Below are 12,825 nucleotides of genomic sequence, written 5' to 3' on the forward strand. Positions count from 1 at the left end.
AATTATGATTTAAGAGTTTTTTACTAATGACTACTGACAATCTCCAGAACAATCAATATTTTTTTTGCGGATTAATTATTCTGTCCTTTATCATAACGCGAATTCCTTTTGTCGGCAAATTTTTCAGAGTTGCCAACACATTAATTCACGAAAGCGGACATGCTTTTATGGCTTTGCTCACAAACGGTTCAATTGAATCGGTTGAATTATTCAGTAATACCGAAGGAGCTGCTGTTACAAAATCAAAAAATAAATTTGGTCAGTTTTTTGTTTCTATTGCGGGATATCCCCTTTCATCAGCTTCGGCATTCGGTTTATTTTATCTGATAAAAGAACAGCAATATAATGCATTGTTGTTTTGTCTTGCTTCAGTAACTTTGATAAATATTGTTGTATGGATTAGAAACTGGTACGGAACTTTGTGGTTGCTGACTTTTGCTGTCATATTGGTTGCAGTTTATTTTACAAAAAATTTATTTGTTACACATTGTTTTTCGGTGATATTATCGGGAATAATTTTAACCGATTCATTTTATTCAACTCTTGAATTGTTATATTTAAGCATACATAAATCAAAAAATGCAGGTGATGCAACTAATTTGAAAAAGCAAACCCATATTCCTGCTTTTTTTTGGGCTTTGTTTTTTGTTGCACAATCGGTATTTTTTATTTATGAAACTATAATGTTGGAATAAAAAAACTTTAATATCCCCGATAAACCATGCAAGGGTTTATCAACCCCAACCCATCACCAAAAAATCAAACCGATATTTTGAAATTATATTCCAGCAAAGCATCTTCCTGTGCATAATCAACACCTATTCTTTTGCTTGCTATTATCTTCTTTTTATCAATTTTAAGTCCTCTATCTTCGAGCCATATTTTATTTCCAAGTAAACTTTCTCCTGTGTATTTGCAGCTTATTCCCAGTGCCTGACAAACTGTTCCGGGACCAAGAGTAATTTTTTTATCAAGTTTTGTTTTGTTTCTTCTCTTTAAAATTAAATCTATTCCATCTGTTGATTTTATTGCTCTTATTAAAATAGCATGAGGAATATCTTTTTTATTTGTAACAATATTAAAAAGTGAGTGCATCCCGTAGCAGAAATAAACATAAGCAACTCCGCCTTCATAAAACATTATTTCTGTTCTCTTTGTTCTGCGGTTATTGTATGCATGCGAAGCTTTATCGGTTGCACCCACGTAAGCTTCAGTTTCGGTAATTATTCCACCGGTTATTATCTTACCATCAATTTCTGTCAATAAATATTTACCCAATAAATCTTTAGAAATTTCAACAACATCATCGCGTAAATAAAAATCTTTTCCGAGCTTTAACATAAAATAGTTTGAAGTTTAAAAAGTTATTAGTTACAAAGATAGTGTCTCAAAAGTGCTCTGTGTAAATCTGTGTATTCTCTGTGGCTCTCTGTGTAATTTTTTATTTTATTGTTACACGGAGATTCACAGAGTGATTACAGAGAACCTCAGAGAAAAAAAATATTAAAATTTTATTTTTGAGGCACCCTCATGCTAATTCCAATATTTAACCCACATTATTAATTATTAATTTATTTCAACTTCCATTTCAATTTATTTTCCTCATCATAATAAACTTTTCCGTTATCGAGAAGCCATTGAATTACTTTAATTGTTTTATCTTCCTTAATACCTTTTACTTTTGCAACAATTTCCTGAATTGATAATGATTTCGATTTCAAATCGGGTTTTATTTGTTCAACGACATTATCAAATTCAATCTGACCAAGTTCAAGTTTATTTCGTTTTTCACATACGTCGCAGATTCCGCAGCGATATGAATTATCCTCATTAAAATAAGAAAGAAGATACTGGCTTCTGCATTTGTTTGAACTTGAAACATAATGAATCATTGAATTCAAGCGTTTTTCGGCTTCTCTTCTTCTGAACTCAAGATTTTCTTTTGAAATCGTAAGGTCTTTGGCATCAATGCGTGATTCAGTAAAAATTATCTGCGGAAGATTCGTTATAGGAAGATATTTCAGTACTCCGATATTTTCAAGTTTTTTAATGCTTTCAATAATTATTTCATTTGTCGAATTTGTTCTTTTTGCAAGTTCGGTTTCATTTATTTTTACAAAATCACTAAATATGCCCGAATACGAACGCAGTAAAAGTTTAATAAAGTTATCGGATTTCGGATTTTCAACCTGAAAACGATATAGTGATTCTTTATCGGTAGTGATATGAATACGCGATGGCATATTTATTGAATCAGTTACAACAAGATATCCTTCCTTTTCAATAAATTTAAGACAGTTGTAAACATTGAGCGGTTTCAGATTATATGTATGACAAAAATCATTCATGTCGAAATTAAATGATACTCCTTTACCAGCATTGACAGCTAACTGATAATAATTTGCAATTGCCTGATAAGTGGTTTTTATTTGTTCAATTTCCGGAAAACTTTCAGTAAAATTTCTTCTCAGGTCTAAAATATCAGAATCATTGTATAAAAGCACGGCATAAGCGTTTTTATCGTCTCTGCCTGCTCTGCCTGCTTCCTGAAAATATGCTTCAAGACAATCGGGCACATCAAAATGAATTACAAAACGCACGTTATTTTTGTCAATGCCCATGCCGAAAGCGTTTGTGCAAACAATAATTCTCGTCTTACCTTTGAACCAGTTGTTTTGTTTTTCATCACGAAGTTGTGGAGCAATCCCAGCATGATAGTAATCGGCAGAGATTTTGTTTTTGAGCAGAAAATCTGAAATTTGTTTTGCACGCATACGACTTCTCACATATATAATTCCTGTGCCTTCAAGTTTTTTTGTAATGAGCAGAATTCTGTTGAGCTTGTCTTCTTCAAAAAGCACACGGTATGCAAGATTTTTTCTTTCAAAACTTTTTTTCAGAACATTTTCCTTTTTAAACAGCAGTTTTTTCTGAATATCGTCGATAACTTCGGATGTAGCAGTAGCAGTAAGTGCCAGCAATGGAACATTTGGCAGTAATTCCTTTATTTCGGCAATTTTCAAATATGAAGGACGAAAATCATAACCCCACTGCGAAATGCAGTGTGCCTCATCAACAGCAAGAAGATTAACTTTCATTTTTTTTATTCGTTCTCTCGCAATGTCGGTTGATAAACGTTCAGGCGACATATATAAAAACTTAACGTTTCCGTATATGCAATTATCAAGAACAATGTCAATTTCGCTGAAGTGCATTCCCGAATGAATTGCAATTGCATTAATGCCTTTTTGTTTTAACCGCCATACTTGGTCTTTCATCAGTGCTATCAATGGAGATATTACGATGCAGATACCGTCTTTTGCAAGTCCGGGCAACTGATAGCAAACTGATTTACCTCCACCGGTAGGCATCAGAGCCAACGTATCATTTCCTGCCAGAACGGAATTTATAATTTCTTCCTGCAGCGCACGGAAAGCTGTAAAACCCCAGTATTTCGTGAGTATTTGCTGAATAGTCATAAATTATTATCTGCAAGATTAAAACAAGTAACCGGTAACTGGTAATCAATTACCAAATATTTAAATAGATTGCTACAGAATCAATTCGTTGATACATTAGTATTCCAGACCTTTTATAGCTCCTGTATTCTGATAATATAATATTTTGAATTTGTTTTTTCTTTTAGGAAGATATGAAACTATGCCATACTGCGAAACAGAGATATTACATTGCTTCAAAATTTCATTTCCTGTTTTTAAAGTAAATTTTGTAAGAGCAGGTATTGTATAGGAAAAACCATTATTTTTTTCTTTAATTGGTATAAAATTTTTAATTTGATTTTCACCTTTTTCGATGAGTAGTGTAACTTTATTTCCCGTAGAATCTTGTTTTGACAATATTCCGTTGTCGGCATCGAATCTGAAAACAAGATTTTCTTTTTTCAGGTTTGAAGAATCGGGAATAAATGAAAATTTATATTTTAATGTATTTGTGAATGTATATCCCGTAAAAAGACGGATATAATTTTGGAGTTGACTATCAATTTCATCAATCATAAATTTTATTGTTCCGGGTTGATAGGGTATATCCGACTCACCAATGATGAGTGATATTCTTTCTTTTCGAAGTTTTGTAATTATTTCCGAAATCTCTTTTGCTTTTTCTTCATTTGATTTTTCAACAATAAATTTTGTAACTTTCTTATGCTGAATGACAGAAGTGTCTACTAAAATTTTTTCTATTGAAGTATCATATTTTATTTTCAGATTTTCGATAAATTGCAAATCAGATTTATCAGGAGAATCATCATTTTTAATAATCATCTTTTTTTCAATAATGTTTTTTTCGGGGTTGAAGTTTTTGAAAAAATTCACCGAAGAAATTATTCCATTTTCATTTAAATTAACAAACAACTTACTATGAAACTTTTTGTTTTTTGAACATTGAGGAAGTTCAACAAAAAAAGTTTTTTCTTTGTCGGATGTAAAATCATCAGAAATATTGATATCAGAAATTTCATAACTTACGGAATTGTTTATATAAACATCGGTCAAACCCAGATATTTTGAAGCATATTGAGCAAATGGTCCTTTAACAATAGTGATTTTATTTATTGCAACATCAATGTTCAGGACTGTTTTCGGAAGTGAATAGTAAACTCCGTATTTTCCGGTAGCATTGAACTTGTCATCAACATGAATAATTTTATAACCGGTACACTGAGAAAATAAAATTATTAATAATAAAAACACCAGATGAATTATCTTCATAAGCAATAGTTGTTTTAATTAAAAAAAATTCTGTTTAAATTAATAAACAAACTCTGAAGTAAAAAAAATAAAATATATCTGAATTTAATACTTTGGCTCCTTTAAAATATTATTGTTCCTTGCTTTTTCCTATTTTAAATCGCAAGCCAAGTGTAAAAATACTTTGATTATAGTCACCGAAGACATGTTTTAATTCAATAAAAGGAAGAATGGATTCTAAATTTAATTGAAAGCCCACACCTGCATTAGCTCCGTATATTGCTTTTTTAGTGCTATTGTTTTCTTTCGGGTTACCTGTAAGAGGCGAACTGTATTTAAATGCGGTGTCAATTTTTGTATTTGCGATATTTAAACCTGCAATAGGATAAATTCCGATAATATCCCATTTAAATATATAACGTAAATTAAAGTTTACATCCCACAGTGATGTAGTTTTGCTATAAGCAACAAAATCCTGATTAAGCTTGGAAAATGTTGATAAGTTAAGCTCCAGATTCATCTTCTCTTTGAAAAAAGCGAAAAGACCTCCGACATTAATTCCGGCTGTACTGATTTGAGTTCCATATGAAAATCCGATTCCAACACCGAATTTCTGAGCTCTTGTTGTTAAAGTTAAAAATGAAAATACTGCTAAAATTAATATGAACTTTCTCATGTTTTTTAGGTTTTACGTAATAAAATGTATTTTACAAAAATAAAAATTTATTTATAAAAAACTAATCTATTTTAATTTTACTTATAGTGAATTTATAATTTTAATATTTCATACTTTAATTATTTTTACAAATATACATTTTTTGATTAATTACAAAAAAAATTATTATTGCTCATAAATAGCAGTTCCTATTACATTTTTACTGCTGCTTGTAGCTGGTGTTGCATTAATTGACTTCTTTTTAGTCCAGTCGTAGGCAAGTTTTGTTTTCTTGGAATGGAACAAAATCAATGAATCACAGTATTCTTAGAATAGAAAAAAAATATAAATAGAGTTTATATAAGTTAATATTATTTTGTTGTATTAATGAAACTGGATGTTAGATGCTTGATACTTAAAAATTTTTAGCTTCTATCATCAAATTTCTAACTTCTTTTTCACGTCATTTTAAGCACTATTATATATTTTCTATTTCCATTAAAACATCGTCTTTCATCACCGTATCGCCGGGTTTTATATTTATTTTTTTTATTATTCCCGATGTGTGTGTTCTGATTTCATTTTCCATTTTCATAGCTTCAAGTATCAGCAACGGGTCGTTTTCCTTGACAGAAGCGCCTTCTTCAGCAAGAAGTTCAATAATTTTTCCGGGCATTGGAGCAAGAACATCTTCTTTTTTTGAGCCCTCAAGTATTTTATCAAGATGTTTTTTTCTGCTGAATGAAATAGGTGTTTCAACCGTAAACTTGTAACTTATGCCATTTATAAGAATGGTATATTTATTCTGACTCCTCTCAAGAATTTCTACCGGATATATCAGATTTCCCAAAACTATATAAGTGAATCCATCTGTTCCTTCTTCAATCTGAACATTTAAAACTTTTTTGTTCACCTTAATAATATTTTCAGGACTGATATTTACTTCAAATTTATTTTTATCACTAAGTGTAATATATTTTATTGTTGAGGCGCTATCACTTGATTTAAAAAGAATATTCATATCGGTTTGTTTTTAATTTATTACAAATAACTATTAACTTTAAATTATAACGATTTCATTCTTTTATTAAGTACCCATGCACTTATGTTTTTACGTCTGTCAGGTTCGAGGTTCGACTCTTTATAGCTTGTAGCTTCAGCGTGATAATCAACAGTAGCTAAAAGTGCAGCCAGCATTTCTTCTTCCGGTTCGCGGTAACAAAGGTCATCCAGTTCTTTTTCAATAAAGTCGGTGCTTATGTTTCCTTTTACGAATGCCTTATTATTTAATACTGCTTTGAAAAAAGGAACTGTTGTTTTCAATCCTTTTATTTTAAATTGATTTAATGCTTTCAGAGTATTTTGAATAGCTTTATTTCTGGTATCTCCGTAAACAATTAATTTTGCAATCATGGAATCGAAATCGGAAGTAATTGCCGAACGTTCCTGTATGCCTGTATCAATACGTATGTTCGTACCTTTTGGTAAAACAAGCAAATCAATAATTCCCGTATTAGGCGAAAAATTGGATTGAACATCTTCGGCATTTATTCTGCACTCAATTGCCCAACCTTCAAGGTTTACGTTATTTTGAGTAAATGGAAGTTTTTCACCTTCAGCAATTTTGATTTGCATTTCAACAAGGTCGGTATGTGTTATCATTTCGGTTACGGGATGTTCAACCTGAATGCGGGTATTCATTTCCATAAAATAAAATTTTTTGTCTTTGTCTAACAGAAATTCAACGGTACCTGCATTTTCATATTTCGCTGCTTTTGCCATTTTAATTGCCGTATCGCCCATTTTCTTCCTCAGCTTTTCATCTAAGGCAACAGAAGGCGCTTCTTCAAAGAGTTTCTGATGACGTCTTTGAATGGAACATTCTCTTTCTCCGAGATGAATTACATTTCCGAATTTATCACCGAAAACCTGAAATTCAACATGTCTTGGTTTATAAAGGTACTTTTCAACAAATAGAGCAGGATTATTAAAAGCTTTTTCGGCTTCGGAAGATGCCTGTTTGAAAAGCTTTTCCATTTCCGATGCTTTTTCAACAATACGCATTCCTCTTCCGCCGCCACCTGCAACAGCTTTTATAATTACCGGATATCCGATTTTTTTTGCAATTTTAATTGCATCATTAACATTTTTTACTTCACCATCACTTCCCGGAATTAAAGGAATACCAGTTTCTGTAGCAATTTTTTTGGCAATAGTTTTTTGCCCCATGTTGTAAATAACTTCATGTGAGGGTCCTATGAATATAATATTTTCTTCTTTACATCGTCTTGCAAAATCAGGATTTTCGGCTAAAAATCCGTATCCCGGATGAATTGCCATAATCTTTTTTTCTTTTGCAAGTGCAACTATTCCTTCAATATCAAGAAATTCGGAAGCAACGGCAGGATTTTCAGGAATTTCAAAAACGTCATCTGCCAAATCAAGATACAAGGCATTAGCATCTTTTCTGGATTTAATGACATAAGTTTTTATTCCGAGCCGCTTGGCTGTTTTCATTATTCTAACAGCTATTTCCCCTCTGTTCGCAATTAAAATGCTTTTGATTTTCATCTTTTTAAAATTATATTGTCAAATTGTTTAATTGTTAAATTGCTAAATTGGTGTTTGTATATTTTAAACTTTGTGAAAACCTTTGTGTTCTTTGTGGTAAAAAAAGATAACCACAAAGTTCACAAAGAATATTACGCAAAGAACACAAAGAAATATACTTTATAATAATATCATTTTTCTACAATTAAGCAATTTTAATTTATAATGGAATATTCCCATGTTTTCGTGCTGGTTTCAAGTCTTGTTTATTTTCCAGTGCTTCAAAAGCAGCAATTAATTTCATTCGTGTTGCGGCAGGGTCCATTACTTCATCAATAAGTCCTTTTTCATAAGCAACATAAGGATTAGCTATTTCCAGTCTGTATTTTTCTGCCATTTCTTTTTTGAATTGTTGTGGATTCTCAGCAGCTTCAAGTTCTTTTCTGTAAAGTATTGCTACAGCACCTTCGGGACCCATGACGGCAATTTCGGCAGTAGGCCATGCAAAATTAAAATCGCTTCCGAGTCGCTTGCTGTTCATTACACAATATGCTCCGCCATAAGATTTTCTAAGAATAACTGTTATTTTAGGAATAGTTGCTTCGCTGTATGCATACATTAATTTTGCCCCGTGTTTTATTACACCGCCATGTTCCTGATTTATTCCCGGTAAAAAACCCGGCACGTCTTCAAGTGTTAATACAGGAATATTGAAAGCATCGCAGAATCTCACAAATCGAGCTCCCTTCATTGAAGAATTAATATCCAGACATCCTGCCAGAACTTTCGGTTGGTTTGCCACAATTCCTATAGTTTTTCCATTCAACCTTCCGAAGCCAATAACAATATTCTGGGCAAAATTTTCCATTACTTCGAGAAATTTTTCCCCATCAATAATTAATTTTATTACATCTTTTATATCATAAGCTTTATTAGGGTCGTCGGGAACTATATCGCGAAGTTTTTCAACAGGACCGATTGTTGTTATACTTGCATTTGAAATTGGAGGGTCTTCCATATTGTTCGATGGAAGATATGATAAAAGTTTTTGAACGCCGAGCAAAGTATTTTCTTCATCTTCATATATAAAATGAGCCACACCACTTTTTTTTGCATGAGCAGTAGCACCTCCTAAATCTTCAAATGATACTTCTTCATTCAAAACTTCCTTAACAACATTGGGACCGGTAACAAACATATAGCTTGTTTTATTTGTCATAAAAACAAAGTCGGTTAAAGCAGGAGAATAAACAGCACCTCCGGCGGCAGGACCCATGATTACCGAAATCTGAGGAATAACTCCCGATGAAGCAACGTTCCTGTAAAATATGCTTGCATAACCGGCTAAGCTCATAACTCCTTCCTGAATTCGTGCACCACCCGAATCCATAAGACCTATAATGGGAGCACCCATTTTAAGAGCCATATCCTGAATTTTATTTATCTTGGCAGCATGAACAGAACCAAGCGAACCGCCCATAACAGTGAAATCCTGAGCATAAATAAAAACCAATCTCCCGCTGATTTTTCCGTGACCGGTAATAACTCCATCACCTAATACTTTTTTTACTGTACCAAAACCGGCATCGGCAGGTTGTGCCTGCGCATCAATTTCATCGAAAGTTCCGGGGTCTAATAAAATATCTATTCTTTCTTTAGCGGTAAGTTTACCTTTAGAGTGTTGTTTTTCCCGTGCCTCTTTTCCTCTCAGTTCCTTAATGGCTTCGTTCCTTTTAGTGAATTCCTGAAAACGCTTTCCTTTTACATCCATTTATAATTGATTTAATTATTATTTAGAGTTTGTCCAAAATGTCCGATTTCTTTGTTATTCTCGTTTTAAAAATCAGTCATTTACTACAGTAAACTCCTGATTTTTAAAACTTCGAAAGCCTCGAACTCGGACATTCTGAACCAAACTCTCGACTTTATATACGATACTATTTAGTATTTCTAAGGTTTATAAAGAAAAAATATCTTCCCAAGATATTGCAAAGGTAGTAATTTTTAAAAAACAAAAAATATTGAGGTTGGTTTTATGAAATAATTAGTTTGTCCAAAATGTCCGATTTTTTCGTTATTATCGTTTTAAAAACCACAAATTACAAACATTTAAATTTTTGGGAATTAATCAGGTTAATGATTTAAAAATATTTTTTAAAAATAAGTTAATAAAATTGTGTTTTGAATTTATTTTTTTTAAACTTGCAATATAAAATACAAGGTTTCAATAATTAAAATTTCAATGAGAAACAAATCGAAAAGTTTTAAAATAATATCAATTTTTATTCTTGTAGCTTTTTTTATTTTACAAAGAAACTTGTCTTTTGCTCAGCAAAAAGAGGAAACTACCGTAAAATCCGATACCGCTGAAAAAAATATAAAAAGTAAAAAAGAAGGATTTAAACCAGGTCCATATATTATTCATCACATTCTTGATGCTCATGTATGGCATATAGCTGAAATCGGACATACAGAAATTGCAATTAATTTGCCTGTTATTCTTATTTCAGAAAAGGGAATTGATGTTTTTAATTTCAGTAAATTCAAAACCGAAGAGGAAGCACTTAAATATAACGGATACATTTGTTCTCACGAAAAAATAACTGCCGAAGATGGCAGAAAAATTTATGATTTTTCAATAACAAAAAATGTTATGTCGCTTTTTGTTAGTGTGCTTCTGCTTTGTATAATTTTTATTTCTGTTTCCCGTTCTTATGTTAAAAGAAAAGGGCACGCACCCAAAGGAATTCAGTCATTTCTCGAGCCATTGATATTATTTGTTCGCGATGATATTGCAAAACCATCAATCGGAGAAAAAAAATACGAAAAATATATGCCGTTTTTGTTGACATTGTTTTTCTTTATTTTCATTAATAATCTTCTCGGTTTAATACCAATTTTCCCGGGCGGTGCAAACCTTACAGGAAATATAGCCGTTACAATGATATTGGCATTATTTACTTTTACAATTACAACTTTCAGTACAAATAAATCATATTGGCTTCACATAATTAATACACCCGGAGTGCCATGGTGGCTTAAACTTCCCTTACCTATAATGCCATTTGTTGAAACCGTGGGAGTTTTCTCAAAGCCATTTGTTTTAATGGTCCGATTATTTGCAAATATAACTGCCGGACATATAATTGCACTTGCATTTATTGGTTTGATTTTTATTTTCGGACAAATAAACGTTTCCGTTGGATATGGTATTTCTGTGGTTTCTATTTTATTTTCAGTATTCATGGGATTGATTGAACTATTGGTTGCATTTTTACAGGCGTATGTATTTACACTTCTTTCGGCAATTTATTTCGGAATGGCAAAGGTAGAAGAAGAACATCATTGATATTTAGGATTTAGAAATCAGAAATTAGGATTTAAAAATAAAAACGTTGAAAATTATTTTTTATTAACTAAATATTTAAAACTATGTTAGCATTAATTTTATTAGATGTAGCGCTTGCAAAAATGGGTGCAGGCATCGGCGCAGGAATTGCAGCAGTCGGAGCAGGTATCGGCATTGGCAGAATTGGTGGAAGTGCATTGGAATCAATAGCACGTCAGCCGGAAGCTCTTGGTGATATCCGTTCAAACATGATTGTTGCTGCCGCACTTGTTGAAGGTGTCGCTTTATTTGCAATAGTAATTTGCTTTTTGGCAATTATTATGTAACAGGCAAAAAATCTTTACACCTCAGCGGTTGGCTGAGGTGTGAGAATTTGAATTTGAAAATTTGAAATTTAAACTAAATCTCAAAACATAAAACTATGGAACTTGTAACCCCAGGTTTAGGATTGATTTTCTGGATGACAATTTCATTCGGAATTTTATTATTTATCCTTGGCAAATTTGCGTGGAAGCCGATAATAAGAATGCTTAAAGAAAGGGAAGAATCTATTGAAAATTCTCTTCGTGCTGCCGATAAAGCAATAGAAGATATTGAAAAACTAAAAATAAGCAATGAAGAATTATTGAGAGAAGCAAAAAATGAAAAAGACCAAATATTAAAAGAAGCAAGAAAAATAAAAGAATCTATAATTGAAGAAGCAAAAACAAAAGCTACCGATGAAGCTAACAGAATATTGGAGCAGGCACGCGAAAATATTAATAATGAAAAAATGGCTGTCATTACAGAACTCAAAAATCAAATTGCAACTCTTTCAATTGAAATTGCCGAGAAAATAATGAGAGAAGAATTATCAAAAGATGAAAAACAAAAAACTTTTATTAATAAACTTATTAATGAAGCAAAACTGAATTGAAATAATTGAGAAATTTAATTTTGCGTAAAGACGCAAAGAACGCAGATAAAAACTGGGAACTGAAAACTATAAACTGAAAAGTTGATTTATGAAACAAACAAAAGTTTCGTCGCGATATGCAAAGGCACTGTTTGAATTATCAATAGAAACAAAGCAACTCGAAGATATTAAAAATGATATAGATTTAATTTATCAGGTAACCACCGATTCAAGGGAATTTGATGTTGTTTTGAGTAGTCCTATTATCGGCGTTGATAAAAAAATCGCAGTGTTTAAGGCGGTTTTTGAAAACAAAATAAAAGAACTTACATTTTCGTTTATCAGGATAATTGTAACAAAAAATCGCGTATCATGTTTAAAAGAAATTGCAGAAAAATTTATTGAACTTTATAAAGAATACAAAGGAATAAAAACAGCTCACCTCACAACTGCCTCTAAAATTGATAACGAAATAAAAAATAAAATACTTCAATTAATAAAGAATTCCGTCAATTCCGAAGTTGAATTGATTGAAAAAGTAAATCCCAATATTCTCGGCGGCTTTGTGCTTACAATAGAAGATAAACAGTACGATGCAAGTATTATGGAAAAAATCAAGGAACTCAAACAGGATTTTAATATTAATGTTTATCAAAGAAAATATTAA

Annotated in this window: 13 protein-coding genes; 5 read left to right on the forward strand and 8 right to left on the reverse strand. The window is 31.8% G+C overall.

Annotation, left to right across the window (positions count from 1 at the left end; translation table 11 throughout):
* Positions 1–26 precede the first annotated feature (26 nt).
* Positions 27–695, forward strand: coding sequence for a M50 family metallopeptidase (locus WC223_08595; protein MFA6924297.1), 669 nt, complete (start codon positions 27–29; stop codon positions 693–695).
* Between the two features lie 64 nt (positions 696–759).
* Here WC223_08595 and WC223_08600 read toward each other — a convergent pair whose 3' ends face one another.
* From WC223_08600 to WC223_08635, 8 genes are all read right to left on the reverse strand, one after another.
* A complete protein-coding gene (locus WC223_08600) occupies positions 760–1,341 on the reverse strand; it encodes a DNA-3-methyladenine glycosylase (GenBank protein MFA6924298.1) in 582 nt (193 codons plus the stop codon).
* 230 nt (positions 1,342–1,571) lie between these two features.
* A complete protein-coding gene (locus WC223_08605; protein MFA6924299.1) occupies positions 1,572–3,479 on the reverse strand; it encodes an ATP-dependent DNA helicase RecQ in 1,908 nt (635 codons plus the stop codon).
* A 96-nt stretch (positions 3,480–3,575) separates the two neighbouring features.
* Positions 3,576–4,730, reverse strand: coding sequence for a DUF4831 family protein (locus WC223_08610; protein MFA6924300.1), 1,155 nt, complete (start codon positions 4,728–4,730; stop codon positions 3,576–3,578).
* 109 nt (positions 4,731–4,839) lie between these two features.
* Positions 4,840–5,385 (reverse strand): hypothetical protein, encoded by a 546-nt coding sequence (locus WC223_08615; GenBank protein MFA6924301.1) that lies wholly within the window; start codon positions 5,383–5,385, stop codon positions 4,840–4,842.
* Positions 5,386–5,550: 165 nt separating this feature from the next.
* Positions 5,551–5,676, reverse strand: coding sequence for a hypothetical protein (locus tag WC223_08620; GenBank protein ID MFA6924302.1), 126 nt, complete (start codon positions 5,674–5,676; stop codon positions 5,551–5,553).
* A gap of 166 nt (positions 5,677–5,842) precedes the next feature.
* A complete protein-coding gene (locus WC223_08625; GenBank protein MFA6924303.1) occupies positions 5,843–6,385 on the reverse strand; it encodes an acetyl-CoA carboxylase biotin carboxyl carrier protein subunit in 543 nt (180 codons plus the stop codon).
* Positions 6,386–6,429: 44 nt separating this feature from the next.
* Positions 6,430–7,935: an acetyl-CoA carboxylase biotin carboxylase subunit gene (locus tag WC223_08630; GenBank protein MFA6924304.1), complete on the reverse strand. Its 1,506-nt coding sequence runs from the start codon at positions 7,933–7,935 to the stop codon at positions 6,430–6,432.
* A gap of 199 nt (positions 7,936–8,134) precedes the next feature.
* On the reverse strand, positions 8,135–9,685 hold the full coding sequence (locus WC223_08635) for an acyl-CoA carboxylase subunit beta (protein MFA6924305.1): 1,551 nt from the start codon (positions 9,683–9,685) through the stop codon (positions 8,135–8,137).
* A 471-nt stretch (positions 9,686–10,156) separates the two neighbouring features.
* On the opposite strand from WC223_08635, the gene atpB reads away from it, so the two are divergent.
* The 4 genes from atpB (at position 10,157) to atpH (ending at position 12,825) form a co-directional block, all read left to right on the forward strand.
* Positions 10,157–11,263 carry a F0F1 ATP synthase subunit A gene (gene atpB, locus WC223_08640; GenBank protein ID MFA6924306.1) on the forward strand — a complete coding sequence of 369 codons (1,107 nt, stop codon included), beginning with the start codon at positions 10,157–10,159 and terminating at the stop codon, positions 11,261–11,263.
* Between the two features lie 83 nt (positions 11,264–11,346).
* Positions 11,347–11,589, forward strand: coding sequence for an ATP synthase F0 subunit C (gene atpE / locus WC223_08645; protein ID MFA6924307.1), 243 nt, complete (start codon positions 11,347–11,349; stop codon positions 11,587–11,589).
* Positions 11,590–11,684: 95 nt separating this feature from the next.
* Positions 11,685–12,179 carry a F0F1 ATP synthase subunit B gene (atpF, locus tag WC223_08650; GenBank protein ID MFA6924308.1) on the forward strand — a complete coding sequence of 165 codons (495 nt, stop codon included), beginning with the start codon at positions 11,685–11,687 and terminating at the stop codon, positions 12,177–12,179.
* Between the two features lie 88 nt (positions 12,180–12,267).
* Positions 12,268–12,825, forward strand: a complete 558-nt coding sequence (gene atpH, locus WC223_08655) for an ATP synthase F1 subunit delta (GenBank protein MFA6924309.1) — start codon at positions 12,268–12,270, stop codon at positions 12,823–12,825.

This window comes from Bacteroidales bacterium, from assembly GCA_041671145.1.
Classification (GTDB): Bacteria; Bacteroidota; Bacteroidia; order Bacteroidales; family JAHJDW01; genus JAQUPB01.

Excerpts from the sequence above, each read along its gene's own strand:
- WC223_08595 (MFA6924297.1), top strand. The coding sequence starts at position 27 with ATGACTACTGACAATCTCCAGAACAATCAATATTTTTTTTGCGGATTA.
- WC223_08600 (MFA6924298.1), bottom strand. The coding sequence starts at position 1,341 with ATGTTAAAGCTCGGAAAAGATTTTTATTTACGCGATGATGTTGTTGAA.
- WC223_08605 (MFA6924299.1), bottom strand. The coding sequence starts at position 3,479 with ATGACTATTCAGCAAATACTCACGAAATACTGGGGTTTTACAGCTTTC.
- WC223_08610 (MFA6924300.1), bottom strand. The coding sequence starts at position 4,730 with ATGAAGATAATTCATCTGGTGTTTTTATTATTAATAATTTTATTTTCT.
- WC223_08615 (MFA6924301.1), bottom strand. The coding sequence starts at position 5,385 with ATGAGAAAGTTCATATTAATTTTAGCAGTATTTTCATTTTTAACTTTA.
- WC223_08625 (MFA6924303.1), bottom strand. The coding sequence starts at position 6,385 with ATGAATATTCTTTTTAAATCAAGTGATAGCGCCTCAACAATAAAATAT.
- WC223_08630 (MFA6924304.1), bottom strand. The coding sequence starts at position 7,935 with ATGAAAATCAAAAGCATTTTAATTGCGAACAGAGGGGAAATAGCTGTT.
- WC223_08635 (MFA6924305.1), bottom strand. The coding sequence starts at position 9,685 with ATGGATGTAAAAGGAAAGCGTTTTCAGGAATTCACTAAAAGGAACGAA.
- atpB (MFA6924306.1), top strand. The coding sequence starts at position 10,157 with ATGAGAAACAAATCGAAAAGTTTTAAAATAATATCAATTTTTATTCTT.
- atpE (MFA6924307.1), top strand. The coding sequence starts at position 11,347 with ATGTTAGCATTAATTTTATTAGATGTAGCGCTTGCAAAAATGGGTGCA.
- atpF (MFA6924308.1), top strand. The coding sequence starts at position 11,685 with ATGGAACTTGTAACCCCAGGTTTAGGATTGATTTTCTGGATGACAATT.
- atpH (MFA6924309.1), top strand. The coding sequence starts at position 12,268 with ATGAAACAAACAAAAGTTTCGTCGCGATATGCAAAGGCACTGTTTGAA.